At 73.7% G+C, this 25572-nt stretch carries 24 protein-coding genes and 1 pseudogene; 10 read left to right on the forward strand and 15 right to left on the reverse strand.

Going from position 1 to position 25572, the window contains the following annotated elements; genetic code table 11:
• Positions 1-50: 50 nt before the first annotated feature.
• The 4 genes from ACZ5GH_RS06230 to ACZ5GH_RS06245 form a co-directional block, all read right to left on the reverse strand.
• Entirely contained in the window at positions 51-1022 is a 972-nt protein-coding gene (locus tag ACZ5GH_RS06230) for an AraC-like ligand-binding domain-containing protein (protein ID WP_464333670.1), read from the reverse strand.
• 151 nt (positions 1023-1173) lie between these two features.
• Positions 1174-3903, reverse strand: a complete 2730-nt coding sequence (locus ACZ5GH_RS06235; protein ID WP_464333671.1) for a helix-turn-helix transcriptional regulator — start codon at positions 3901-3903, stop codon at positions 1174-1176.
• Positions 3904-4059: 156 nt separating this feature from the next.
• Positions 4060-4746 (reverse strand): YoaK family protein, encoded by a 687-nt coding sequence (locus tag ACZ5GH_RS06240; RefSeq protein ID WP_387751148.1) that lies wholly within the window; start codon positions 4744-4746, stop codon positions 4060-4062.
• 88 nt (positions 4747-4834) lie between these two features.
• On the reverse strand, positions 4835-6715 hold the full coding sequence (locus ACZ5GH_RS06245; RefSeq protein WP_387751922.1) for an amidohydrolase: 1881 nt from the start codon (positions 6713-6715) through the stop codon (positions 4835-4837).
• A gap of 322 nt (positions 6716-7037) precedes the next feature.
• Here ACZ5GH_RS06245 and ACZ5GH_RS06250 point away from each other — a divergent pair, with 322 nt between their 5' ends.
• Both ACZ5GH_RS06250 and ACZ5GH_RS06255 read left to right on the forward strand, forming a co-directional pair.
• Complete coding sequence (locus tag ACZ5GH_RS06250; protein WP_387751146.1) at positions 7038-7700, forward strand: hydrolase; 663 nt, start codon at positions 7038-7040, stop codon at positions 7698-7700.
• Between the two features lie 14 nt (positions 7701-7714).
• Complete coding sequence (locus tag ACZ5GH_RS06255) at positions 7715-8197, forward strand: DoxX family protein (RefSeq protein ID WP_464333672.1); 483 nt, start codon at positions 7715-7717, stop codon at positions 8195-8197.
• Between the two features lie 250 nt (positions 8198-8447).
• On the opposite strand, the gene ACZ5GH_RS06260 is transcribed toward ACZ5GH_RS06255, so the two are convergent.
• The 3 genes from ACZ5GH_RS06260 to ACZ5GH_RS06270 form a co-directional block, all read right to left on the reverse strand.
• Complete coding sequence (locus ACZ5GH_RS06260; protein ID WP_387751142.1) at positions 8448-8912, reverse strand: SsgA family sporulation/cell division regulator; 465 nt, start codon at positions 8910-8912, stop codon at positions 8448-8450.
• A 109-nt stretch (positions 8913-9021) separates the two neighbouring features.
• Complete coding sequence (locus tag ACZ5GH_RS06265) at positions 9022-9576, reverse strand: Dps family protein (protein ID WP_387751139.1); 555 nt, start codon at positions 9574-9576, stop codon at positions 9022-9024.
• Positions 9577-9614: 38 nt separating this feature from the next.
• Positions 9615-10340 (reverse strand): alpha/beta fold hydrolase, encoded by a 726-nt coding sequence (locus ACZ5GH_RS06270; RefSeq protein ID WP_387751136.1) that lies wholly within the window; start codon positions 10338-10340, stop codon positions 9615-9617.
• A 289-nt stretch (positions 10341-10629) separates the two neighbouring features.
• On the opposite strand from ACZ5GH_RS06270, the gene ACZ5GH_RS06275 reads away from it, so the two are divergent.
• A complete protein-coding gene (locus ACZ5GH_RS06275; protein ID WP_387751133.1) occupies positions 10630-11466 on the forward strand; it encodes an alpha/beta fold hydrolase in 837 nt (278 codons plus the stop codon).
• Between the two features lie 162 nt (positions 11467-11628).
• Positions 11629-12555, forward strand: coding sequence for a VOC family protein (locus ACZ5GH_RS06280; RefSeq protein ID WP_464333673.1), 927 nt, complete (start codon positions 11629-11631; stop codon positions 12553-12555).
• A gap of 118 nt (positions 12556-12673) precedes the next feature.
• Here ACZ5GH_RS06280 and ACZ5GH_RS06285 read toward each other — a convergent pair whose 3' ends face one another.
• The 4 genes from ACZ5GH_RS06285 to ACZ5GH_RS06300 form a co-directional block, all read right to left on the reverse strand.
• Positions 12674-13432 (reverse strand): alpha/beta fold hydrolase, encoded by a 759-nt coding sequence (locus ACZ5GH_RS06285; RefSeq protein ID WP_387751128.1) that lies wholly within the window; start codon positions 13430-13432, stop codon positions 12674-12676.
• Between the two features lie 143 nt (positions 13433-13575).
• The gene (locus ACZ5GH_RS06290) at positions 13576-14439 is read right to left on the reverse strand and encodes a helix-turn-helix domain-containing protein (RefSeq protein WP_387751125.1); all 864 of its coding nucleotides are present in this window, start codon (positions 14437-14439) and stop codon (positions 13576-13578) included.
• 107 nt (positions 14440-14546) lie between these two features.
• Entirely contained in the window at positions 14547-15377 is an 831-nt protein-coding gene (locus ACZ5GH_RS06295) for an alpha/beta fold hydrolase (protein WP_387751122.1), read from the reverse strand.
• A gap of 154 nt (positions 15378-15531) precedes the next feature.
• Positions 15532-16803, reverse strand: a complete 1272-nt coding sequence (locus ACZ5GH_RS06300; RefSeq protein ID WP_387751119.1) for a PucR family transcriptional regulator — start codon at positions 16801-16803, stop codon at positions 15532-15534.
• Between the two features lie 528 nt (positions 16804-17331).
• Here ACZ5GH_RS06300 and ACZ5GH_RS06305 point away from each other — a divergent pair.
• The gene (locus tag ACZ5GH_RS06305) at positions 17332-17787 is read left to right on the forward strand and encodes an SsgA family sporulation/cell division regulator (protein ID WP_387751117.1); all 456 of its coding nucleotides are present in this window, start codon (positions 17332-17334) and stop codon (positions 17785-17787) included.
• A 126-nt stretch (positions 17788-17913) separates the two neighbouring features.
• On the opposite strand, the gene ACZ5GH_RS06310 is transcribed toward ACZ5GH_RS06305, so the two are convergent.
• The 3 genes from ACZ5GH_RS06310 to ACZ5GH_RS06320 all read right to left on the reverse strand — a co-directional run bounded on the left by ACZ5GH_RS06310 (position 17914) and on the right by ACZ5GH_RS06320 (position 20237).
• Positions 17914-18852, reverse strand: coding sequence for a hypothetical protein (locus ACZ5GH_RS06310; protein ID WP_464333674.1), 939 nt, complete (start codon positions 18850-18852; stop codon positions 17914-17916).
• A gap of 151 nt (positions 18853-19003) precedes the next feature.
• Positions 19004-19429, reverse strand: a complete 426-nt coding sequence (locus ACZ5GH_RS06315; RefSeq protein ID WP_464333675.1) for a hypothetical protein — start codon at positions 19427-19429, stop codon at positions 19004-19006.
• A 226-nt stretch (positions 19430-19655) separates the two neighbouring features.
• Complete coding sequence (locus ACZ5GH_RS06320) at positions 19656-20237, reverse strand: TetR/AcrR family transcriptional regulator (protein WP_387751109.1); 582 nt, start codon at positions 20235-20237, stop codon at positions 19656-19658.
• 292 nt (positions 20238-20529) lie between these two features.
• Between ACZ5GH_RS06320 and ACZ5GH_RS06325 the strand changes: the two genes are divergently transcribed.
• Positions 20530-20964 carry a DUF4267 domain-containing protein gene (locus tag ACZ5GH_RS06325; protein WP_464333676.1) on the forward strand — a complete coding sequence of 145 codons (435 nt, stop codon included), beginning with the start codon at positions 20530-20532 and terminating at the stop codon, positions 20962-20964.
• Between the two features lie 136 nt (positions 20965-21100).
• On the opposite strand, the pseudogene ACZ5GH_RS06330 reads toward ACZ5GH_RS06325, so the two are convergent.
• Positions 21101-21217: pseudogene (locus ACZ5GH_RS06330) on the reverse strand (pirin family protein); the annotation flags it as partial.
• A gap of 723 nt (positions 21218-21940) precedes the next feature.
• On the opposite strand from ACZ5GH_RS06330, the gene ACZ5GH_RS06335 reads away from it, so the two are divergent.
• The 4 genes from ACZ5GH_RS06335 to ACZ5GH_RS06350 are packed head-to-tail and all read left to right on the forward strand — an operon-like array spanning position 21941 to position 25508.
• Positions 21941-22849 carry an ABC transporter ATP-binding protein gene (locus ACZ5GH_RS06335; RefSeq protein ID WP_387751103.1) on the forward strand — a complete coding sequence of 303 codons (909 nt, stop codon included), beginning with the start codon at positions 21941-21943 and terminating at the stop codon, positions 22847-22849.
• 11 nt (positions 22850-22860) lie between these two features.
• Positions 22861-23601: an ABC transporter permease gene (locus tag ACZ5GH_RS06340; RefSeq protein ID WP_387751100.1), complete on the forward strand. Its 741-nt coding sequence runs from the start codon at positions 22861-22863 to the stop codon at positions 23599-23601.
• Between the two features lie 3 nt (positions 23602-23604).
• Positions 23605-24888 carry a sensor histidine kinase gene (locus tag ACZ5GH_RS06345; protein WP_387751097.1) on the forward strand — a complete coding sequence of 428 codons (1284 nt, stop codon included), beginning with the start codon at positions 23605-23607 and terminating at the stop codon, positions 24886-24888.
• On the forward strand, positions 24885-25508 hold the full coding sequence (locus tag ACZ5GH_RS06350) for a response regulator (protein ID WP_387751094.1): 624 nt from the start codon (positions 24885-24887) through the stop codon (positions 25506-25508). Before ACZ5GH_RS06345 ends, ACZ5GH_RS06350 begins: the two co-directional genes overlap by 4 nt.
• Positions 25509-25572 lie beyond the last annotated feature (64 nt).

Below are 25572 nucleotides of genomic sequence, written 5' to 3' on the forward strand. Positions count from 1 at the left end.
TGCGGGGAGGCCTGATCGTTCCCTGTGGCGGGCGGGCCGTCGGCTCCTCCTCAGCCGGGTTCACCGTGCGGGAGTGAACGCCACTCGCGCGGCGAGACGCCGTACGCGGCGCGGAAGGTCCGGCTGAAGTGCGCAGGGTTGACGAAGCCCCACCGCTGGGCGACGGCCGAGACCGTGGGCGCGGTGCGGCCCCGGCGGGCGAGTTCGCGGGCGCAGGCCTCCAGCCGGAGCTGCTGGACGAGGCGGCTCACCGTCACGCCCTCGCCCTCGAACAGCCGGTGGAGGTAGCGCACCGAGATGTGGTGGGCCTGGGCGATCCGCTCGGGCGACAGGTCCGGTTCGCCCAGGTGGCGGTCGACGTACTCGCGCACCCGCTGGACCAGGTGCGCGTTCTGGGCGCCCGGCTCGTCCGTCTCCCGGGCGGGTGCCAGCTGGGCGATGAGCGTGCCGAACAGGTCGGCGACGCTGCCGGCCAGCCGGTCCCCGACCGGCGCGGGGAAGGAGTGCGCGGAGGCGGCGAGGACGCCCAGGAAGGGCAGCAGCACCGGTCCGCACCCCTCGGTGGGCCCGACGGCCGTCGCCGAGGCGTGCCGCAGGTCGCGCTCCGGCACCCCGAGCATCCGGCGCGGCACGTGGAACAGGTGGGTGCGGAACCGCTCGGGGTAGTCGACCGCGTACGGGCGCGCCGTGTCGTACAGCACCAGCCCGCCCGGCGGCACCTCCGCGCGGCGCCCGTCCTGCTCCAGGACGGCCCGGCCGGCCACCTGCAGGCCGACCCCGACCTGCGGCTCGCTGCGCGGGGCGCGCGCGATCAGCGCCGCGGTGCGGGAGAGCCGGGCCGCGTCCGCCTCCAGGGTGGAGATCCGCACGTACCCGAGGCGGTGCGACTCCAGGAGTCCGTCGAAGGGCCGCCCGGTGCGCGGGCGCACCTCCAGCGGTACCAGCGACCGCGACACCGCTCCGCTCCAGAAGGCCGCCCTGTCGCCGTCCGCGACCGACGCCGTCGTCACCCGCACGCCCATCTGACCGTCCTTCCGCCGGAGTCCTGCGCACTCCAGCCTGGACCGCCCGCGCGGCGGGCCGGTAGGTCATCTGACTGTCGTGCCGGGGCGGTACGTCACGGGGCTCGGCGGGGCGACCGGGGCGGACCGGTCGGCCGGGTGTTTCCGCAGGTCAGACGCCATCCAGGGCGTGGGCGAGCGCGGCCCGCGTGGTGATGCCGAGCTTCGGGAAGATCTTGTAGAGGTGGGCCCCGACGGTGCGCGGCGACAGCTGGAGCTGCCGGCCGATCTCCTTGTTGGTCAGACCGGTCGCGGCCAGCCGGGCGATCCGCAGCTCCTGCCCGGTCAGCCCGGACGGGTCGGTGGCCGGCGGCCCGTCCTGGGGCAGGGCCACCGAGTCGCCCGCGGCCCGGAGCTCCTCCTCGCACTGCGCCGCCCAGGGGGTGGCCCGCAGCCGGCGGAACACGTGGTGGGCCGCGCGCAGCGCCTCCCTGGCCCCGGGCCGGTGGCGGCGGCGCAGCCACGCGCCGTGGGCGAGCCGCAGCCGCGCGAGGTCGAACACCCACTGCTCGGCGCCCGGCACGGCGTACGCCGCGCGGTAGGCGGCGTCGGCCTCCTCGTCGTCCGCGGCCAGGGCGGTGGCGGCCGCCCACAGGAAGGCGTGCCGACCGGAGATCTCGGCCGAGCGCGCGGCGGCGCCGGCCGCGAGGTGGGCCCGGGCCTCCTCGTGCCGGCCGGTGTGCACGGCGGCCGTGACCAGGTCGAGGACCAGCGCGTGGTTCCAGGGCGGGCCGCCGGGCAGCCGCCCGGGCGGGGTGAGCTCGCAGAAGTGGGCGTACGCCTCCTCGTAGCGCCGGTGGGCGAGCGCGACCAGTCCGCGCAGATGGGCCAGGCGGTCGAGGACGTACCGCATCCGGGCGCGGGTGGCGGTCGGCCGGACGCTCCGCTCGATCTCCCGCAGCCCGGCCTCGTCCCCCCGGCCGGCCAGGAAGTGGGCGTAGTACTGGCGGAACATCAGGGCGTTGGTGTGGTAGCCGAGTTCGTCCGCGATCTCGGCCTCCCGCAGGCAGACGGCGGCGCGGTCCCAGTGGCCGAGCAGGTAGTCCTGGTGGGCCTTGGCCTTGGCCACCGAACCCTCGATGGCGTAGCCGTGCAGGCCGGCGAAGCGCTGCCAGAGGTCACCCACCGGGCAGTCGAGCGCCGAGGCGGTCCACAGCAGGAGCCAGGCCGCGCCGACCTCCTGCTCCTCGGTCATGTCCTCGGCCGTCGCCAGCAGGTCGTCGGCCGCGCCCGGGGCCGGGTCGGTCCAGGCCCGCAGGCACAGCCGGCCCGCCTCGGAGACGTTCTCCCGGTGCCGTTCCAGGGCGCGCCACGCCCAGGGGTCGTCCGTGTAGGTGGCGGCCAGGAGGAGTTTGAAGTACACCTGCTCGACCAGCCCGCCGAAGGTGTCGGCGCCCGGCGCGGTCAGGGTGTCCAGGGCCGCGGGCAGCAGCGCGGCGGAGGACTCGAAGTCGACGTGGTGGCTCTGGTCGGCGTAGACCACCGCGTACGAGAACAGCGGGGCGACGTCCGGCGGGACGGTGCCGGTCCTCAGCTCCTCCACCAGGGCCGCGGTCTGGCGCAGCTGCCCGCCGCGGGCCGACATCACGGCGGCCGCGGTGAGCCGGCGGACGCGGTCGCCGGGGCTGGGGCTGAGGGCGGCGGCGCGTTCGAGCAGCAGCGCGCCCTCCGCCTCGCCGCCCCGGCGGGCGAGGTCGTGGCCGGCCTCCTGGAGGCGGCGCGCGAGGTCGTCGTCGGGCAGCAGCGCGGCGGCGGCCTCGTGGACCAGTCGGCGGGGGTCGTCCGGCGCCAGGGCGTCGGACAGCGCGCGGTGCGCCTCCCGGCGCGCGGTGTCGGAGGCGGCGGAGACGACGGCGGTGCGGACCAGGGGGTGCCGGAACACCAGCTGTCCGGCCGGGTCGAGCCGGGCCAGGCCCTGCGCCTCGATCCGTTCCAGGATCTCCCGCGCGTTCTCGTCCGCGAGGGCGCGGAGCCACTCGGCGCTGCCGGAGTCCGGGCCGGCGGCCAAGGCGCCGAGCAGGAGGATCCGGCCGACCTCCGGGGTCACCGTCCCCAGCCGTTCGGTGAACATCCGCTCCAGCTTGCGCCCCAGCGGCAGCCGCTCGGGCAGTGGAGCGGTGCCCCGCTGCTGGGCGGCCGCCAGCTGGCGCGGCAGCTCCACCAGCGCCAGCGGGTTCCCGGCCGCCTCGGTCAGCACGCGTTCCCTGGCGGGCGCCGCGAGTTCGGGGTAGCAGGTGCCCAGCAGGACGGCCGCGTCCTCCTGGGGCAGCGCCGGGACGTCGACGGCCTCGGCCGACCAGGTCTGGACGGCCGGCCCGTCCGGGCGGGTGGCCCCGACGATCACCACCGGCAGCTCGGCGCACCGCCGGTGCAGGAAGGCGAAGACGGTCGCGCTGGACGAGTCGAGCCAGTGCAGGTCGTCCAGGACCAGCAGCACCGGGGCGGTCCGCACCGCCTGTTCCAGCAGGGCGAGGGCGGCGGCGCCGACGGCGAAGCCGCTCGGGGTCCCGGAGCGGACGCCGAAGGCGCTCTCCAGGGCCTCCCGCTGGTGCCCGGACAGCGCGTCGGAACGCTGGAGCAGCGACCAGAAGGCCTGGTGGAGGGCGCCGAACGCGAGGTCCGTCTCGGCCTCGGTGCCGACCGCGCGCAGGACGGTGAACCCGCGTTCGCGCGCCGCCCGCTCCACCCAGGCCACCAGGGTGCTCTTGCCGACCCCGGCGTCACCGTGCAGCAGGACGGTGGAACCGCTGGCGCCGTCCACGGCCTGGACCAGCGCCGCGGTCAGCAGCTCCGTCTGCCGCTGCCGACCGACCAGGATCGGGAACCGCCTGTCCTCCGCCACTGCTTCTCTCCCTCGGGCCGGCCGGGCCGCTCGCCGGGCACCCAAGGCTACCGCCCGCCGGAACCGCTCCGAGGTCGCGGGCCGGGCGGCTGGAACGCCCCCGGCCGCCGGGCGGGGGCGGTGCGTCCGGCCCCGGTCATGCGCCGGTGGAGCCGGTCACTCCCGGTAGAGCAGGACGGAGGCGCCCGCCAGGACGGCGCTGGCGACCAGGGCCCAGGCGATCTGCCCGTGCAGGACGAGGACGGCGCCCGGGGCGGCGCCGGCCAGCATGGTGACGACGGAGAGGACCTTGCGCCGCTGGCGGGGGGCGCTGCCGCCGGCCGGCCGGGAGTCGGCGGCCAGGCCGGTCAGGGTGAGGGTGAGCACGGTGGTGGTGAGGTCCGGTATGCCCAGGCCCCTGACGGTGGCGTTGCGGATGCCCATGGCCAGCGCGAGCAGGGCGATCACCGGGTACTGCGCGGCCCCCTCGGGGCTGTGGACGAAGAGGACGGCGGCGGCCGCCGCGTGCAGCACCGCCTCCAGGACGAAGGCCGCGCGCAGCCGCGCGGGGCGTCGGACCGAGCCCTGCCGGGTCGCGATCCGGCCGGCCACTCCCGCGCCGAGCAGGAAGGCGGCGAGCGAGGTCAGCGAGCCGGCGACGGAGAAGCCGGGTGCGCCGGCCAGGGCGAAGGCGATGACGACGACGTTGCCGGTCATGTTCGCGGTGAAGACGTGGCCGAGGCCGAGGTAGCTGACGGCGTCGATGAGGCCGCTGACCAGGGTGAGGCCGAACAGGGCCAGGGCCAGGGGGTGGCGGTCGTGGATGTGAGGTCCGGACGGCTGCGGCGGCGGTGGGGTGGTCACGACGGCTCCTCGTGCGGGAGGGGGAGGGGGACGCGGGTGGGGCACCCCCCGGTCCGGGCGGTGCCCCGTGACGGAACCGGCGGGCGCGTCAGAAGAAGCAGGGGTCCAGCGGCACCTGGGGCTGCCCGGGCAGGGCGAGGCCGCGGGCGGTACGCCAGGCGAGCTGTTCGCCGGAGGCCGCCACGGCCTCCAGCACGCCTTCGGCCTGCTGGACACCGGCGGCCGGGCCGGGGGCGGGGGTGGCGTGGTAGCCGCCGAAGCGGGTGACCGGGCTCCAGGACGGCGACACCTCGGGCAGCTCGGGGGCCAGCCCCTGGTGCTCCTGGACGGCGTGGACGATGCGGCCGCCGACGACGGTCAGGACGGCCTCGATGTGCGGGATGTCGGCCTCGGGGACGGTGAAGTAGTCGGCGCTGAGCAGCGCCAGGTCCGCGTAACTGCCGACCGTCAGACGCCCCTTGACGTCCTCCTCGCCGGTGAGCCGGGCACCGCCCAGGGTGTAGAGCTCCAGGGCCTGCTCGCGGCCGAGCCGGTTGTGCTCGGCCGCCAGGCGCCGGCCGCTGACCGCCCGTCCGGAGACCAGCCAGTGCAGGGCGACCCACGGGTTGTAGGAGGAGACCCGGGTGGCGTCGGTGCCCGCCGCGACGGTCAGGCCGCGGTCCAGCATCGCACGCAGCGGCGGGGCCTCGGCGGCGGCCGGGGCGCCGTAGCGCGAGACGAAGGCCTCGCCCTGGAAGGAGAGGCGGTTCTGCACGGAGACGGCTCCGCCCAGCGCCGCGATCCGGTCGAGGCTGTCCGGGCTGACGGTCTCGGCGTGGTCGAAGAGCCAGCGGTTGCCCTGCGGGAAGAGGCCCTCGGCGGCGAGCTTCTCGAAGACGGCGAGGTCGCGGCGGATGGTCTCGTCGTAGGTGGCGTGCAGCCGGAATCCCCAGCCGTTCTCCATGAGCAGCCGGACGGCCTTCTCGAACTCCGTCTCGTAGGCGCCCAGTTGTGGCCGGGGTTCGGTGAAGTTCTCGAAGTCGGCGGCGGCCCAGGTGAGGTTCTCCCCCGCGCCGTTGAGGCGCAGCCACGCGTCGCCCTCGCCGGGGCGCACGGTGTCGACCCACCGGCGGAGGTCGTCCAGTTCCTGCCCGGCGGTCTGCGGGAACAGGTGGTAGGCGATGCGCAGGCTCAGCTCACCGCGGCGGGCGAGTTCCATCACGGTGCCGTAGTTCTCGGGGAAGCTCTGGAAGCCGCCGGCGGCGTCGATCGCGGAGGTGAGGCCGAAGCGGTTCAGCTCGCGCAGGAAGTGCCGGGTGGAGCCGATCCGGTCGGCCTCGTCCAGGGTCGGTGCCTTGGCCAGGGTGGAGTACAGCAGCAGGGCGCCGGGGGCGGCGATCAGCAGGCCGGTCGGCTCGCCGTCGTGTCCGCGGACGATCTGGCCGCCGGCCGGGTCGGGGGTGTCCCGGGTGAAGCCCGCGGCGCGCAGCGCGGCCTTGTTGAGCAGCGCCGACTGGTAGAGGTGCAGCACGAACACCGGGGTGTCGGGCGCGGCGGCGTTGAGCTCGGCCAGGGTGGGCAGGCGCCGCTCGGCGAACTGGTCGGCGGACCAGCCGCCGACCACCCGCACCCACTGGCCGGGCGGGGTGCGCTCGGCCTGCAGCCGGAGCATGGCCAGGGCCTCGCGCAGCGTCCGGACGCCGTCCCAGCGCAGCTCCAGCACGTAGTTGAGGCCGCCGCGGATGACGTGCAGGTGCGCGTCGTTGAGGCCGGGGACGGCCCGGCGGCCGAGCGCGTCCACCACCCGGGTGCCGGGGCCGACCAGCGGGACGACGTCGGCGTCGTCGCCGACCGCCTGGATCAGTCCGTCCCGGACGGCCACGGCGGTGGCCTGCGGGCGGCGCGGATCGTTGGTGTACACCTTGGCGTTGCGCACGACGAGGTCGGCGGGCTGGTCGGGGGTCCCCGGGCGGATTCCGGCGACGGGCATGGTGGACAAGGGGGGTCCCTTCGTTCAGTGCTGGTTCGGCGCGGGGCCGCGAGGGCGCTCCGGCGCGAGGCCGTGCGTCGAACCTAGGCAGCGGGTGGCGCCGAAGGGGCTTCGCAGCGCATGACCGGTTGTCCGGCAGTGCACTTCGGTGCGCGGGGGCCCGCGGCCGGCCGGTGGTGCGTTGTCGGAACAGTCCCGGGCACAGAGCGAGCAGAACCGCCGGAGCATCGCGGACTAATGTCGCCAACGTGACGCCGAGCCGATCCGGCCGGCGTCCGACGCAGTGTCAACTTCCTGCATCCCCAAGGAAAGAGAACCCACCATGGTCGACTTCGCCAACGTCCACGCCGCGCCGAGCCCGGACCTGCTGACCCCGGACAACGCGATGATGCTGTTCGTTGACCACCAGCCGCAGATGTTCTTCGGCACCGGCAGCGGCGACCGCACCGCCATCATCAACTCCACCGTCGGCCTGGCCAAGGCCGCGAAGATCTTCGACGTGCCGGTGGTCCTGTCGACCGTCGCCGCCGAGTCCTTCTCCGGCCCGATCCTGCCGCAGCTGAAGGCCGTCTTCCCCGACCAGGAGGTCATCGACCGCACCAGCATGAACGCCTGGGAGGACGAGGCCCTGGTCGAGGCCGTCAAGGCCACCGGCCGCAAGAAGATCATCCTGTCCGGCCTGTGGACCGAGGTCTGCCTCGTCCTGCCGGCGCTGTCCGCGCTGGACCAGGGCTACGAGGTCTACGTCGTCGCCGACGCCTCCGGCGGCGTCAGCCCGCTGGCCCACGAGCACGCCCTGCAGCGGATGACCGCCGCCGGCGCCGTGCCCGTCACCTGGGTGCAGGTCCTGCTGGAGCTCCAGCGCGACTGGGCCCGCAGCGAGACCTACGTCGCCGTGACGGACCTGGTCAAGGAGCACGCCGGCGCCTACGGCCTGGGCGTCTTCTACGCCCAGTCGATGATCAACCCGCACGCCGCCGGCTGACGGAGCCTCCCATCATGAACACGGGTCTACTCCTGCTGCGCCTGGTCGTCGGCCTGCTGATCGCGGGCCACGGCGTCCAGAAGGTCAGCTTCCACCTCGGTGGCGGCGGGCTGGAGGGCGGCAGCGCCGAGTTCCGGGGCGACGGCTTCCGCGGTGGCAGGCTCACCGCGGTGGCCGCCGGCGGCACCCAGATCGGGGCCGGGCTGATGCTGGCCGCCGGCCTGCTCACCCCGCTGGCCGGCGCGGGCGTCATGGGCGTGATGACCGTCGCCCTGACGGTCAAGTGGCCCCACGGACTGTGGGTCCAGCACGACGGGTACGAGTTCCCGTTCGTCCTGATCGTCATCGGCGCGGCGCTGACCGCCGCCGGCCCCGGCCAGTGGTCCCTCGACGGGGCCCTCGGCCTCGCCGCCTGGCCGCTGTGGTGCCTGCCCGCGGCCGTGGTCGCCGGTGTCGGCGGCGGCCTGGCCACCCGGCTCGCACTGCACCGCCGCTGACGCGGCGCACCACGGCCGAAACGGAGCACCACGGCCGGAGCGGCCGGAACACACCGGGCTCGGGCCCCCTCGGAAGGGACACCTTCCAGGGGGCCCGAGCCCGGTGGGCGTGCCGGTCCCGACCTCTGGAGGGTCTGGGCCTCCGGAAGGCGACGTCCCCTGGAAGGCCTTCGGCCCCCTGGAGGAGGGAGCACCCGCGGGTGCTCCCTCCTCCAGGGGGCCGATCCGCGCTCCCCCGCCGGATCCGGTCTCAGCGACCGTCCACCAGTCGCCTCGACTCGGCGTCCCAGTCGATCAGTTCGGCCTCGCGGCCGCGCGGCACGAGGGCGAAGCTCTCGCGCAGCCAGCCCTGCACCGGCCCGACCGGGACGTCGATCGAGGCGGTGCCGTCGTCACCCCGCAGCGTGATCCGCAGCCGCCGGCGGCCGTGGCAGCGGCACGGCGGGGAGATCCGCACGTCGCCCGTCCCGGCCGGCCGGTGCAGGCCCTTCCACAGCAGGTCGCGGGAGAACTCCCAGGTGCCGACCGCGGGATCGGAGCCGGGGAACTCCATGACCACGGAGAACGGCTCGGTGCCGTGGTAGCCGAAGCGCACCGGGAGGTCGATGAACTTCCCTTCGCCGATGTGGAGTTGGGCGGCGACGGCGAGCACGGCACAGTCCGCGCCCGCCGTGGGGCCCTGGTCGGGGAACGGCTGGCGTCCTGGCACGGGCACGGGACCTCCGGGGGCTGGGGACGGAGACGGAGAAGTGCCGGGCCCGCCGACGAAACGGGCCCGGCACTGTGCGGAGCCGGGCCTGCCGACGAACAGGCCCGGCCCGCGGTCACTCCCCGGTACCGGGGGTGACGACCAGGTGCTCGGCGAGGAACCAGACCTGGGTCTCGCCGGTGCGGATGATCTGCGAGACCAGGAGGTCCTGAGTGCCGTCGTCGCCGAGCTTCGCCGTACGGGCGGCGGCGTCGCGGACGTCGGCCAGGATGGTCTCGTGCGCGTCGAGGAGCCGCGAGAGCATCGACCGCGCCCCCTCGACGCCGTCCGGCGGGCGCGGCACGCCGGTGATCTGGGCGGCGTGCCGGGGGTCGCCCACCGCGACGCCGCCGAGGCTCTGCACCCGTTCGGCGAGCGCGTCGACCAGCTCCAGTTGCTCCTGGGCGTGCTTGTCGAAGAGCAGGTGCAGCTGGTAGGCGGTCGGCCCGCGCATGCCCCAGTGGTACTTCTTGTACAGCGCGTACAGGAACTGGGTGTCCGCGAGGACCCGGTTGAGCCGCTGGCACGAGTACTGCCGGGCGTCGTGGGAGAGCGCGATCGGCAGCTGGGTGACGGTGCCGAACTCCTGGATCTCGGGACCGTGCTGGTGGAGGCGAGGCTGGCTGGTCATGGTGCTCCTGGGGCTGGGTGGTTGCGGGGAAGGGCGGGTCAGTAGGCCGTGGACCGGACGGCCTCGCGGATCACGTCGGCGACGCGTCCGGGGTGGGAGAGCATCACCAGGTGCGAGGAGTCCACCTCGACGGTGGTCATGCCGGCCCGCTGGTAGCCGAACCGCTGGACCTCGGGGTTGAGGGTCCGGTCGGCGGTGGCGACGACCCCCCAGGACGGCTTGGTCCGCCACGCGGCGGTGGGCGCGGCCTCGCCGAACGCGGCGGCGGCGAGCGGGCGTTGGGAGACGGCGAGGACCCGGGCCAGCCCGGGGTCGACGTCGGCCGCGAAGATCGCCGGAAGTCGGTCGACCGCCACCGACACGTCGGTGCCCTCGCCGTCCCCGCCCTCCAGCGGGAAGGGGGCGTACACCAGGGCGGAGGCGAGGTCGGAGTCCGGGAAGCGGCCCTGCAGCTCGCCCAGGCTCTCGCCCTCCTCCAGTGCGTAACCCGCCAGGTACACCAGCGCCTCGACGTTCTCCTCGGCGCCCGCCACGGTGATCACCGCGCCGCCGTAGGAGTGGCCGACCAGCACCACCGGCCCGGGGATCCGCCGGACCACCGACGCGAGGTACGCGGCGTCCCCGGTCAGGCTGCGGTTGGGCACCGCCGGCGCCACCACCTCCAGCCCGTCGGCCAGCAGTTCGGGGATGACCTCGGCGAAGCTGGAGGCATCGGCGAAGGCGCCGTGCACCAGCACGACGGTGGGCGTGTCTCTGGTCGTCATGAGGGGTCCTCACTGGGGCCTCGTCAGAGGCCTCCGGATCACTGGCGGCTGTCGCCCCCAGGCTAGGAACGCGCGGGCCCGGGGCCTGTTCCGACGGCGCACTGCCTGCGGTCGGCCAGCGCACCGGGCTCCGGGGCCCGGAGCCGGATCCGGGGCCGGGCCGCCGGTGCGCCCGGCCGCAGCGCTCTCGGACGATTCGGGGTGCTCTCAGAGGCAACCGGCCGGCGGCGGCCGGGCCTAGCGTGGCCCACGTCGCAGCCAGACGCTGCCGCAAGGAAAGGAACACCCCATGCCGTACATCACCGTTGGCCAGGAGAACTCCGCCTCCATCGACCTCTACTACGAGGACCACGGCACCGGCCAGCCGGTCGTGCTCATCCACGGCTTCCCGCTGAACGGCGCCTCCTGGGAGCGCCAGAGCGCCGCCCTGCTGGACGCCGGCTACCGGGTCGTCACCTACGACCGCCGCGGCTTCGGCCGGTCCTCGCAGCCGACCACCGGCTACGACTACGACACCTTCACCGCCGACCTCCACACCGTGCTGGAGACCCTCGACCTGCGCGACGCCGTCCTGGTCGGCTTCTCGATGGGCACCGGCGAGACCGCCCGGTACGTCGCCACCTACGGCTCCGAGCGGATCGCCAAGGTCGCCTTCCTGGCCTCGCTGGAGCCCTACCTGCTGAAGACCGACGACAACCCGGAGGGCGCCGCCCCGAAGGAGTTCTTCGACGGCGTCGTCGCGGCGGTGAAGGCCGACCGCTTCGCCTTCTACACCGACTTCTTCAAGGACTTCTACAACCTGGACGAGAACCTCGGCACCCGGATCAGCGAGGAGGCCGTCCGCAACAGCTGGAACGTCGCCGCGTCCGGCGGCGCCTTCGCCGCCTCGGCCGCGCCGACCACCTGGTACACCGACTTCCGCGCCGACGTCGCCCGCATCGACGTGCCCGCCCTGATCCTGCACGGCACCGGCGACCGCACCCTGCCGATCGACAACACCGCCCGCGTCTTCCACAAGGCGCTCCCCGCCGCCGACTACGTCGAGATCGAGGGCGCTCCGCACGGTCTGCTCTGGACCCACGCCGAAGAGGTCAACGCCGCGCTGCTCGCCTTCCTCGCCAAGTAGCCCGGACGGCCGCCACACCCCCGACCGCGGCCGTCCGCACCCGCGCCGGTACCGCCGTCGCCGCCCCCCGGGCCCGGGCGACGGCGGTACCGGCCACCCCCGACCCGCGCCCGGCACCGCTCCCGGCGGTCGCCGGGCGCGCGCCACGACCAGGAGGTCCCCGTGGAACCCCGCTTAGCCCGTCGTCTGGTCCCGCTGGTGGCGGCGCTCGCCGCCCTGACGGCCGCTCCCGCCGCCTCGGCGGCCGGGAACGCCCCCGCCGCGCAACCGCCGGGCGCCCACCGGCAGTTCGCCGTCGGCCCGCAGTACGACTCCACCCACGTCTACGTCGAACCCGGCACCGAGCAGGCCTTCGTGACCAGCTGGACGTCCACCTTCGGCGGCACCACGATCGGCCCGGTCTCCACCCAGGTGACCCCGACCCCCAGCCGGACCCTGTCGGAGCTGGTGGTGTCCCCGGTCGGCACGCTGTCGGTGTTCGACTTCACCACGCCCGTCCCGTACCCCTTCGGCACCGAACGCACCGGCTGGCTGGTGACCGACCTCGACCAGGCCGTCCGCGCCGCCCGGGCCGACGGCGCGACCGTCACCGTGGCGCCGTTCGCCGACCCGATCGGCCGCGACGCCGTCGTCCAGTTCCCCGGCGGGGTCAGCGCCCAGCTCTACGTGCACACCACGCCGCCGTCCTACCCGGCCCTGGCGAGCGTGCCGGAGAACCGGCTCTACCTCTCACCGGACGCGGTCGGCGCCTTCCTGCACAGCTACCTCTCCTTCACCGGCGGCCGGATCGTCTCCGACGACCGGAGGGCCGACGGCGCCGCCCTCGGCCTGCCCGGCACCACCTACCGGCTGATCCGCCTCACCTCCGGATTCGGCACCACCACGGTCGCGGTGACCGACGGCCACCTGCCCCACCCGTTCGGCCGGGAGCTCACCGGATACGGCGTGCCGGACGTCGCCACCACCCTGGAGCGGGCGAAGGCCGCCGGCGCCTCGGTGCTGTCGGGGCCGGTCCGCGCGGACGGCCGGGACAGCGCGATGGTGCGGTTCCCGGGCGGCTACATCGCGGAGATCCACACCGCTCGGTGACCGGTGGGACGCGGAGGCGCGGGTGGGCGGCCGGGCACACGTCGCCCGGCCGCCCGCCCGCGGGCCTCCGCTCGTCCGCGTCCGCCCCCGTCGGGTGGCGCTCCGCCCCCACCACCCGTCAGGTGCCGTACCCCTCGGCCGCGTTCCGCCCCGGCCGGGCCGGAACCGACCTGGCGGCGTCGTGGATGAACTCGGCGACCGTGCTCGGCCGGGAGACGGCCACCGCGTGGGAGGCGTCCGGCAGTTCGAGCACGGTGGCACCGGCCCGCTGCGCGGTGAAGCGCTGGATCGACGGCGGCAGTGCCTGGTCGGCCCCCGCCACCAGGGCCCAGGCGGGCGTGGTGCGCCAGGCCGCCACCGTCGGCACGTCGGTCAACACCCTCTCCGCGGCCGGGCGTTGGAGCGCGGCCAGCACCTGGGCCACCTCCGCGTCGAGGTCGGCGGCCACCAGCGGCCGGAAGCAGTCCGCCGGCACGGTGAGCTCCGTCGCCCGGTCGGTGCCCCCGACGGTGAACTCCGAGCGCCGCAGCCGCGGGATGAGCGGCGAGGGGTCGAAGCGGCTCGCGAGCACGTCGTAGCTCTCGCCGACGTCGGGGAGGTAGGCGGCCACGTAGACCAGCGCCACGACGTTCGGGGCGCCCCCGGCCTCCGTGATCACCATGCCGCCGTAGGAGTGGCCGGCCAGGACGACGGGGCCGTCGATGCCCGCGACGACGGAGGCCAGGTAGGCGGCGTCGTGGGCCAGTCCGCGCAGCGGGTTCGCGACGGCGAGGACCGTCAGGCCGCGTCTGTGGAGTTCGGCGATGACGCCGAACCAGGTGGTGGCGTCGGAGCAGCCGTCGTGGACGAGCACGACGGTGGGCCGGGTGGGGTGCATGGCTGCCTTTCGGATGGCGCCGGCGCCACGTCCCGCCGGGCGCGGTCGGGCCGTCGTCACCGGGCGGCGGTCGGGCCGTCGTCACCGGTCGACGGGGCATGGCCTCGGCGGGACGTGGCGTCGGCGGCGCCGGGTGGAGGGGGTCAGGAGGCCGGGCTGCGGCCGTCGGTCTGCGCGGCGTAGGCCTGCCACTCGCGGGGCGAGACCCCGTAGGCGTCGCGGAACGCCCGGCTGAAGTGGGAGTGGCTGACGAACCCCCACCGGTGCGCGACCGCGGAGACGCTGGTCTGCCGGCGGGACGGGCGCTCCAGCTCCCGGCGGCAGGCGTCCAGCCGCCGCTGCCGGACCCACTGGCCGACGGTCGTCCCGTCCTGCTGGAAGAGCTTGTGGAGGTAGCGCACCGAGATGTGCTGCGAGCGGGCGATCGACTCCGGCGCGAGGTCCGGGTCGGCGAGGTTCTCCTCGATGTGGGCGCGGATCCGCGCCAGCAGTTCGGCCGAGCCGCTCAGGTGCTCCGGGCTCTCCCGTTCGAGCAGTTCGGTCACCAGGATGGCGACGATGTCGGAGACGCTGCGGGCGAGGTGGTCGCCCGGCCGGGCACGGTGGGCCCGGGTCCGGGCGGCGAGGGTGCGCAGGAACTGGGAGGCGAGCGAGCCGACGCCCTCGCTCCCGCGCGCCATCAGGCCGCCCGTGCGCCGGACGTCGCCGTGCCGGACGCCCAGGTAGAAGCAGGGGACGCGGAAGTGGATCATCCGGCACCCGACCTCCTGCAGCAGGCCCGCCGGGTGGACGGTGGTGCCGATCAGCAGGTCCCCGGGGGCGAGCGCGGTGCTGACGCCCTGGCGGCGGACGGAGGCCGCGCCGCGGACGTGCAGGGCGACGTAGAGGCAGTCCTCGGGATCGGTCCCGGGCGGTGGGGAGAGGACGTCGATGACGCCGTTGCCGCTGTCGTGGGCGACCCCGTCGAGGGGGTGGACTTCGGCTTCGGGCGCGGGGGTTTCGGGCATGGGTGAGGGACCCGACGGGATCACGGGAGGCTCCGACCGGTTTCGAATCGTTCAGGTGCAGGGGAAGTGGCCCGCCGCGCCGCAGGGCCGACGCGGCGGCGGGGCGTTCAGGAGAGGAACTGCTCCACGACGGCGTTGAACTCGCCGGGGTTCTCCAGGAACGGGAAGTGCGAGTTCGCCACGGACTTCGGGAACACGTGGAGGCGGGCGCCGGGGATCCGCTCGGCGATGAAGCGCTGGGAGGCCGGGTCGACGTGGCTCCCCTCGCAGCCGAGCACCAGGGTCGGCACGTCGACGCACTCGAGGACGTCGCGCCAGTCCTGGGCGCAGTGGTCGAACAGCAGCGGGACGCCCGCGTACGCCGGGGTGGCGCGGACCTGCTCGGTCACGAACGCCGGCAGGCCCGGGTCGGTGTCCCCGCCGAACATCGAGCGGACGAAGTCCTCGCGGACCTTCTCCCCGTCCGGGCCGGCCAGCGCGGCGCCCAGTTCCAGCAGCCCGGCGACGTCGAAGAGGGCGCCGGACTCGCGCCGCTCCCCCTCCGTCATCCAGGGCACCGCCGCCACCGCGGCCGGCTGGTCGACCAGGACGAGCCGGCGGATGCGGCCGGTGCCCTGCTGGTCGATGAGGCTCCACCACACCGAGGCGCCCATCGACCAGCCCAGCGCGTCGAAGGCGTCCAGGCCCAGGTGGTCGACCAGGCCGAGGACGTCGCGGGCCAGCCGCGCGATGCGGTAGCCGTGGCGCGGCTTGCCGGAGCGGCCGTGGCCGCGGAAGTCCACCGTCACGACGCGCCGGCCCGGCGCCAGCCCCTCGACCTGGTGACGGAACATCTCCTGGGTCTGGCCCCAACCGTGGAGCATCACCAGCGGCACCCCGTCGCCGCCGCTGTCGCGGTAGGCCAGGCGCACACCGTCGTTCGTGATCAGTTCGTGCATGGTGCTCGTTCTTGTCCGTTCGTTTCGGCTCACGGGTCCGGGGAGTCCGGAACCCGCGGGTCGCCGGGGGATGAGCGGCAGCTCGTGGTGACGATTCTCGCGGTGGGCTGAACCCGTTGGCCACCGACCGACGTAGGGATTGCCCGACGAAGCTTCATCGCTCTGTAGCAACGGGGGGCTTCGGCGCCGCCCCCGGACCGGCCTCCAGCAGGTCCCGCAGCCGCAGCCCCATGTGCAGCACCAGGCGGTGCGCGCCGTTGTCCAGGTCCAGGCCCGTGATCTCCTGGATCTGGCGCAGGCGGTAGTACAGCGAGGTGCGGTGGACCTCCAGGGCCTCCGCGGTCTTGGGCACCGAGCCGGCGTTCTCCAGGAAGCAGCGCAGGGTCTCCTCCAGCCGGGCGTTGCCGCCGCCGTCCAGCAGGCGCCGCAGCGGCACCGGCAGGAGGGAGGCGGTGAGCGCGCTGTCGGGCAGCTGGAGGAACACCGCGTACTCCCCGAGCCGCTCCCAGTCGCCGATGCCCTCCAGCCGGGGCAGCCGGCGGGCCGCGCGGGCCGCCACCCGGGCCTGGTCGTAGGAGATCCAGGCGTCGGCGAGCGCCGTCCGGCGTCCGCCCACGCCCACCACCACGGCCGGCTCCGGGCCCAGGAAGGTCCTCAGGGAGCGGACGACCGCGCGGCACTGCTGCTCCAGGTCCTCCGCCGCCGGTTCCCGCTCGAAGACCTGCACCAGGACCGCCCGGTCCTGCTCGACCGCCGCCAGGCCGCGGGCCGTACGGGTCTGCCGGAACGGCTCCAGCGCACCGCGCAGCGCCACCGCGATCTGCCCGGACGGCCCCCGCTGGTCGGAGACGGCCACACTGGTCACCACGACGTGCGGGCCGGCCGGCAGCAGCCCGTCGTCCAGCAGCCGCTGGTGCGCCGCGCAGCGCCGCGCCGAGTCCGAGCCGACCAGCTGGTCCACCAGCCGCCGGATCTGCTCCTCGTCTTCGTCCGACGCCAGCTGCTCGGCGAACATCTCGATCGCCACGGCGCGGGCGACCCGGTCGATGGCGGCGGTCTCGGCCGCGGTGAGGGGCTCCCCCGCGGCCACGACCATGAGGATGCCCAGCAGGTGGCCCCGCTCGCGGACCGGGACGCAGTAGCGCGGCTGCAGCCCCAGGTCGTCGCGGCCCGGCAGGACCCCGGGCCTGGTCCACTGGGCGACCCCCTGCGACAGCACGTAGCGGATGGCCTCGTCGTCCGCGATGCCCTGCAGCAGCGTGCGCACGCGCACCGGGTCCTCGTCGCCGAAGTGCCGACTGGTGCAGATCATCCGCACCAGCGGGTCGTCGAGGACGACGGAACGTCCCAGTTCCTCGGCCAGGCCGTCCACCAACGTCTGGAGCGCCTCGCCTCCCGAACGCGAGCGCTGGTTCCACCTCTGCATGATCAAAATCCTCCCGGCGCCCTTCATACAAGGAGCGGAACAGGATGGACAAACCTTCAACAAACCGAGGATTCGGGGGGCTCCGACCGGACCGGAGCACGCCCTCCCCGGGCGGCCGCCACCCCCGGACGAGGCGCCGCTCGCACCGCCGCTCTCCGCCAGACGCCTTGCTGAACAAGCAAGTTGAATGACCATCAGGCGACGCGACGACCGTCGGACCGGCCACCGACCGCACCACTGCGCGAACGCCGGACCGGTCGGACGGGACAACGAGGAGCCCGCGCCCCGCCTTCCACACCGACCGAACGGTGCGCAGATCGTCAGCTCGCGGTGCACGGCCGGAACATCCGGGCCGTGCACCGCTTCCTAACCTGAGGAGCGATTCCGCCTCCCCCTGCTCGTCGGCAGCTCCCAGGGCCCGAGGCGAGAGCGTCGCGCCGCCACCGGCCCCGCCCCGGTGCCCCGACCGTCCGACGCGCCGCCCGACCCCTCTCGACCCCGTCCCGACGCCGCACCAGGAGAAGACCCGTGCCCGCCCACCACTCCCTCTCCGGCCCCCAGCCCCGCCCGGAGGCCACCAGCACCGACGTCGCCCTCGACGCCCGGCTGGTCCTCGGCGAGCACAGATCCGTCGACATCCCGGTACGCCTCGGCTACCGCAGCGACGACCCGCTCGCCGTCGCCCTCCAGTTCCTCGGCCCCGCGGCCGAAGCAGGCACCTGGCGGTTCTCCCGCGACCTCCTGTGGGAGGGCCTGCAGAAGCCCGCCGGCCTCGGCGACGTCCGCGTCTGGCCGCCCTGCACCTGCCACGGCCGCGCCTCGCTGCGCATCATGCTCCGCGGCGTCGACAGCGTCGTCCTCGTCGACCTCCCCTCCCGACAGGTCCGACGCTGGCTCCGCCGGGAGACCTTCTCCCTGGTGCCCCAGGGCTCGGAGGGCGCCCTGATCGACTGGACCACCGAACTGAACGGCCTGACCACCTGACGGCCTGACCACCTGACGGCCGGGCCCCCGTCGGGGATCCGTCCCGTCCCCGAACCGCGGGCGTTCCGGCCCGGGTACGTCGGCGACGAGCTCGGTCGCGACGCGGACTCGTGAACAGCCCCGCCGCTACGCAGCTGCGACGACCGCGCCGCGCAGCAGGCTGCGTGCGCGTTCGGCGCCCCGCCGGTTGCGTTCGAGAGCGGCCGCATCCGGCCCGGCCCCAGGAGTCGCGACTCCCGTGCACCGTCGGCAGACGGCGCCCCCGCCCGCCACCGGATCCGCGCAGCGCGCGCATTCCCCCACGCCGCCGGAAGCGTCACCGGCCGCGACCACCGCCATCGGCACCGCCCCCGCCCCCGGCATCCGCCGCTCCAGACGCGCGCGCAGGAAGCCCGCCGGCGCCAGCACATGTGAGGGCAGACCGCCCAACAGCGCTTCCCGCAGCCGCCCCACGTCCGGATCCCGGGCGAGCCAGTCCGCCACCAGCGGTGCGAGGTCCAGGACTTCGACCGCCCCCAACCGCAGGCGCCGGTCCGGGGCGGTCAACCGCCCGAGCAGTCCCGCCGCTGCGGCCCGGGCCTCCCCGTCGGCACCGGCGTCACCACCCCCGACCGCCCCCGCCACGGCTGCCGCGCCCACCGCCGCGCGGGAGGAGGTGTTCTCCTCGTTCTTCTCCCCCTCGGGGGAAGTGCCGACCTCCCGGCCCTCCCCCGCACCGAGTGCCGGGTTCTGGACCGCACCGCGCCAGGCCGCCTCGATCTCGTCCGCCTCCGTCAGCGGCACGCTGCTGACCAGGACACGCGTCGTCCACGTCCCCTTCGTCGGGTGCTGGGAGCGCCGGACGTGCAGGAAGCCCTCCTCGATCAGCTGGGCCCGCGCACCGGCGACTGCCGTGCGCCCCTCGGGCATGCGCCCGCCGATCGTGAGGACGGTGTCCCGGCTGCCGGGCGGCAGCGACAGCGCCCACAGCAGCAGCGTCTTCGCCGTGGCCCGCAGACGCGGGTGGCGGACGATCTCGTGTGGCGCCCGTACGTAGCGTTCGGGCGCGATAAAGTGCACGTGCATGAGGAGCCTTACTCCTCGTGCCTGACCCCGGGGTGTTGGTAGCACCGCCGGGGTCAACTATTGATCTGTAGCCGGACGGTAGCACACCGTCACCACCCCCCGCCCGGGAATCCGCGAACCGCCCAGGCGGGATGCCGATCGCCGCGAGGGGTCAGGACGCGCCGGCGGTCGAGAGGGCGCCCACGGCGAACTCGTGGGTCTTCGCGGCCGCCTCGTCGACCGGCACGTGCTTGCCGTCCGGCGGGAAGAGGTCGACGACGCCGATCGCGCCGTGGTGCGCCCAGAAGCAGGTCGTCATCTTCTGCAGGTCGTCGTCACCGGCGACCATCATGTCCAGGTCGCTGCCGAAGCGGAAGTGTCCGTCGCCCTTGTCGCAGGTCATGCCGTCCAGCGCGGGCACGCGGACCGCCCCGTACCGCACACCGGTGTCGGCGGCGAGCTTCTCCGCCTTCGGCAGGCCGCCCTTCGCGCCGCCGCCATCGGATCCGCAGCCCGTGGCGAGCACGCCGACCACGACGACGGCGGCCAGAATCCCCCGGTTGTTCTTCACCACTGATCTCCCCTGATCGATGATCATCAAGAGATCCTATGACCTGCCCGGGGCGCCTCCCTGACGGTCCGTCCGCGCCCGGACGGTGCGGAGCGACCCGGCCTCGCCTCCCCTCCGTGCGATCGGCCCGCCCCTCACCGCCGGAGCGATGCCCGGGGAGCGTACGACACGTCACACTGCCTCCCTCACTGGCGGCTTCCGCTGCGCAGTGGCCCCGGGGCCGGGGCCGCGGTGGTCGGCCTCGACGCGCGCCTCAGGGCGTGGGAGCGGTGAGGTATCGCTGGATCGTGGGTCCGAGCCAGTCCACGATCTCCTCCCGGCTGAGCTCCATGCTCGCCGGGAACCGAAGGACATAGCGCGTCAGGGCGAGCCCCAGCACGGTCGAAACGCACAGCGCCGCGCGCGCCTGGGCCTGCTCCGGGTCGGGGCCGACCCTGCGGGCCAGCGGGATCAACTGCTCGCGGAGCACGCTCTGGATGCGATCGGCGGCGGCCGGATCGGTGGCTCCGACCCGCATCAGTGCGGTGAACTCCCCGTTCTCCTCCCACAGGGTGAGGAAGTGGCTGACCAGCGTGCGCCCGATCTCCTCGCTGGGCTCGACGGGGAGGTCGAGCAGCCCGGGGTTGATCGCGACGGCGGCCGCGAACAGGCCCGCCTTGCTGTCGTAGTAGCGCATCACCATCGATGGGTCGATCTTCGCGTCGCGCGCGATGGCCCGGATGGTCGCCTTCTCGTAGCCGTCCGCTGCGAACCGCTCGCGGGCGGCGGCGAGGATCGCGGCGCGGGTCGCGTCGGAACGCCGTACGGCCTGCTGGTTCTCGGTGGTGCCAGTCATGTCCACGAATGTAGGCCAACGGCTGTTGACAGTCCAGGGGCGCACCTCTACGTTTGCCAACGCACGTTGCCAACGCTTGTTGCCAACGTGCGTTGTGGAGATCGGAGCACCCTTGACCGGGCCACCGACCGCGAGAGGACGTACCGACATGGCCAGGGCGGCCGGCGGATCCCCGTCCTCTCCCGGACGGTCACGCGTCAGTGCCCCCCCGCTCCGGCCCCCGTCATTCGGCAGGCCATCGGCCGACCCGGCCTCCTGCCCCACCCAGTCCGAACACCGAAGGAGAAGCGTCGTGTCACTGAAGAAGGTCAACACCGTCCTGGCCACGCTCGTCGTCCTGTTCGTCCTCTACCTCGGGCTGTCCTTCATCCTGGCGCCCGGGGCATCCACTCCCGGCGTGGGCCTGCCGACCTGGCCCACCGGTGACGGCGGCGGCTTCCTCACCATGAAGGGCATCCGCGAGTTCTCGATGGGCCTGGTCGTCGGCATCCTGCTGCTGACGGGCCACCGCCGCGCCCTGGGCTGGGTCCTGCTGATGGAGGCCGTCGCCCCGTTCGGCGACATGATCAACGTCTTCGCCCACCACGGCTCCGTCGCCGCCGCCCTCGGCATCCACGGCCTGACCTCGGCCCTGATCGCCGTCACCGGCCTGCTGATGCTCCGTGAGACCGGCAGGGCCCACGAGGCCCCCGCCTCCACGCCCGCGCCCGCCGCGCAGCCCGCCTGACACTCACACCGAACGCGAGACGCCCCCGAGCACGCCGAACCCGCCGGGCGACGGACACCGGGCAGGCAGCGGACCGACCGTCCCGACACGGCGGCCGCCTGCTGGAGAGCACCCCGCCTGGCCACAGCCCCCCAGCTCAACGCTCGCGCCCCCGGGCCTTCAGCGGCACGGCCGGCAGCTCCGGGGCGGCCAGCCGGTCGCCCGCGTAGCCGTGGACCTCGCCGAAGCGGGTGCCGGTGATCCAGTCGGGCCTGCCCCAGCGAGGCAGGCCCGCACGTGGCTCCGGCTGTTCGGGTCACGCAGCCGACATGCGTTGCTGCTTCACTCACGCATGAACGTCGGGGGAGCGTCCCGATACACCCACGGGACCGACATGTTCGGATACTCCGCAGTCTTCCCGACGCTCATGAACTGTTGAGCAACGGGACCTCCTCTGCAACGGCTACCGAACGCCGGAGAGGTTCGCACTCGAATAGCAGTGCGGTCGAGCCGAGGTCACCTGTTAACCGACTCCACCATCCTTACTATCCACACCATCTTCCCGGCACTTACAGCCCGGGCCTTCCACCATTCGCCCCCTTGACTCCCAGTCACCCGGGGATGGCTATCGCTGAACGTCAGACGAAGGTTTCAGGTCCAGTGAGACGGTCGTGACGCCATGAGGTCTGTAGTGCGGGTCCCCTGCGCTTGGCGGGATGGTCGATCCAAGCCGTCCAGCCCAAGACCGAGGTCAGCCGCACCTAACCCAGCCTCTCCCCAGAGTCATGGCCGCCTTCCAGCGTCAGGATCCAGATGGCCAGCTACCCGAAGCCACCTCAAGGCCTCGTCTTCCCGCGACCGGCGGTCTATCGAAGCGCACGAGCCCCGCTGACTCTCCATCAACCGATCGGTGGATGGAGAGCATCCGCCGCAGCAAGCGGCAGGTGTGGCCGTCCAGTCGATCCGGCGGACCGGGGTCGGCTGCCAGGCTGATGCCATGGCAATCATCGAGGTGGAGAACCTCGTCAAGCGCTATGGCGACCACTCCGTGCTGAACGGGGTCAGCTTCGCCGTCGAGCAGGGCGAGATCTTCGGCATCCTGGGCCCCAACGGGGCCGGCAAGACCACGACCGTCGAGTGCATCGAGGGTCTGCGCACCCCGGACGGCGGGACCATCAACGTCTGCGGTTTGGACCCGCAACGCGACGACGGCGAGCTGCGGCAGCTGCTCGGCGCGCAGCTGCAGGAGAGCGAGCTGCCCGACAAGCTCAAGGTCGGCGAGGCGCTGGAGCTGTACAGCTCCTTCTACCGCCAGCCGGCCGACTGGCGCGAGCTGGCCGAGATCCTCAACCTCACCGGCAAGCTCGGCACCCAGTTCCGGCGCCTGTCCGGCGGTCAGAAGCAGCGGCTGTCGATCGCCCTCGCGCTGCTCGGCACCCCGAAGGTGGCGGTGCTCGACGAGCTCACCACCGGCCTGGACCCGCAGGCGCGTCGCGACGTGTGGGGCCTGATCGAGCGCATCCGCGACCGGGGCGTGACGATCTTGCTGGTCACCCACTTCATGGAGGAGGCGGAGCGGCTCTGCGACCGGCTGGCCGTGATCGACACCGGGCGCGTCATCGCGATCGACACCCCGGGCGGCCTGGTGTCGAGGGTCGACAAGAGCCAGCGGCTCCGGTTCCGGCCGTCCGGGCCGCTGGACGAGGCGAAGCTGTCCGCGCTGCCCGAGGTCACCGCCGTCGAGTGGGCCGGCCCCCAGATCGTCGTGACCGGCACCGGGGACCTGCTGCTCGCCGTGACCACCCTGCTGGCCGGCCAGCGGATCTCCGCCCTCGACCTGCGGGTCGAGCAGAACTCGCTGGAGGACGCGTTCGTAGCGCTCACCGGCCGCCCCGTCGAATCCTGAGGAGTCCCACCGTGTCCCCCCTGCTCCGGCTCACCGCCACCGAGACCAAGCTGTTCCTCCGCGAGCCGATCGTCGTGTTCTTCGCGGTCGCGTTCGCCCCGATCCTGCTGGTCGTGCTCGGCCTGATCCCGTCTATGCGGGAGAACAGCCCGGAGCTCGGCAACGTGCGGCCGATCACCCTGTACCTGCCGATCGTCGTATCGATGGGCATCGCCCTGTTCGCACTCAGCGGTCTGTCCCAACTGTTCGCCTCCTACCGGGAGAAGGGCGTGCTGCGGCGGATGCGGACCACGCCGGTCAAGCCCGGCGTGATGCTCGGCGCGCAGTTGCTGATGGCCACGGTGCTGTCCGTGGTGACGATGCTGGTCATGCTGGCCATCGGCAAGCTGGCCTTCGACGTGGACCTGCCCCGCAAGCTCCCGGCGTACCTGCTCAGCTACCTGCTGGTGGCGCTGGCGATGTTCGCCGTCGGCCTGCTCGTCGCCGCGCTCGCGCCGACCGGCCGCAGCGCCAGCGCGATGGGTTCGCTGGTCTTCTTCCCGCTGGTCTTCTTCGCCGGCCTGTGGCTGCCGCGCGCGAAGATGAACGACGTGCTGCTGACGATCAGCGACTTGACGCCGCTCGGCGCCGGCGTGCAATCATTGCAGGACACCACCGCCGGACACTGGCCGCAGCTGATCCACCTCGCCGCCATGCTGGGGTGGACGATCGTGGCCGGCGGACTGGCCGCGCGATACTTCCGCTGGGAGTAGTGGGTGAGCATCGAGGCCGAGCTGCGCGCCGAGTTCGATCACTGGGAGCGTACGGAGACCGCGACCTTCAAGGCCCTCCCGTACGTACTCCTGGCCATCAGCACCCTGATCACGCTGTTCCAGCTGGTCCGGCAGGTGCCGATGCACGTAACCCTGGTGCTCGGACTCTCCGCCGCCGCCGCGCTCTGGATGCTCTGCTTCCGTACGCTCCGCCTGGAACGGCGTCAGAACCGCCGGCTGATGGGCGGATACTACGCCGGGCTGATGCTGCTGGCCGCCTGCCTGGTGGCCGTCGCTCCCTGGTACGGGCTCTTCACTTTCGTCGGCTACCCCCAGGCGTTCCAGTACCTGCGGGGTCGTCGGCGTTACGCCGGCGCCGCCGCTACCGCGATGATCTCGGCGGCGGCGTTCATGGGGGGCGTGAGCGGCATCAACGACGCCCGGATGTGGTGGGCGTGGCTGGCCGTCGGGCTGATCTCCGCGGGGTTGGCCGGGGCGCTCTTCTACTTCGTCGAGATGGCCGACCACCGCAACGACAAGCAGAAGCAGGCGCTCGTCGAACTGCACGAGGCCAACGTCAAGCTGGAGGCGGCACTGGCGGAGAACGCCGGCCTGCACGCCCGGTTGATGGTCCAGGCCCGTGAGGCGGGCGTGCTGGACGAGCGGCAGCGGATGGCCCGGGAGATCCACGACACCCTCGCCCAGGGGCTGGCCGGCATACTCACCCAGCTCCAGGCCGCCGAGCAGACCATGGACGAGCCCCCGACGCTGCGTCAGCACCTGGCGAACGCGACGAACCTGGCCCGCGAGAGCCTCGTCGAGGCCCGCCGGACCGTCCACGCGGTGGAGCCGTCGGTGCTCGCCGAGGCCCGGCTCCCGGACGCGATCGGCGACGTGGCCAGGCGCTGGTCGGAGATCCACCACATCGACGCGGCGCTCACCACCACCGGTGACGCCCGGCCGATGCACACCGAGGTCGAGGTGACGCTGCTGCGGACCGCGCAGGAGGCACTGGCCAATGTGGCCAAGCACGCGCGGGCCAGCCGGGTCGGCCTGACGCTGTCGTACATGGAGGACCTGGTCACCCTCGACGTGCGGGACGACGGCGTGGGCTTCGACCCGAACGCCAAGCGGGTCAGCGGCTCCACGAACGGGGGCTTCGGCCTCGTCGGCATGCGCCAGCGGGTGCAGCGCCTCGCCGGGCGGTTGGCCATCGAGTCGGAACCGGGTGGCGGGACGGCGATCTCGGCGGCCGTCCCCGCCATCCCCGCGGGAGGTGCGGATTGATCACGCTACTGATCGTCGACGATCATCCGGTGGTGCGGGACGGACTGCGGGGCATGTTCACCGCCGACCCCCGGTTCGAGGTGCTCGGCGAGGCCGGTGACGGCGCGGAGGCCATCACCGCCGCGGAGGAACTGCGGCCCGACGTGGTCCTGATGGATCTGCGGATGCCGAGGACCGATGGGGTGACCGCCATCAAGGAACTGACGAAGCGCGGCGTGCCCGCGCGGGTGCTGGTGCTCACCACGTACGACATGGACAGCGACGTCGTGCCGGCCATCGAGGCCGGCGCCACCGGCTACCTGCTGAAGGACGCGCCGCGGGAGGAGCTGTTCCGTGCGGTGGAGGCTGCCGCGCAGGGGCAGGCGGTGCTCTCCCCCTCGATCGCGACCCGGCTCATGGGCCAGGTGCGACGGCCCGCGCCCGCGCCGCTCTCGGCGCGCGAGCTGGAGATCCTGGAGTTGGTCGCCCAGGGGACGACCAACCGCGAGGCCGCTCAGAAGCTCTTCATCAGCGAGGCGACGGTCAAGACCCACCTCCTGCACATGTACGCCAAACTCGGGGTCAGCGACCGGGCGGCCGCCGTGGCCGCCGGGTTCTCGCACGGCTACCTGACGCCCTGACGAGGCTCGCACCGCACACGTGGGTGCCTCCCCGGCGGCACAGCGCCGGGGAGGCACCCACGCG

The organism is Kitasatospora sp. Xyl93 (assembly GCF_055383135.1).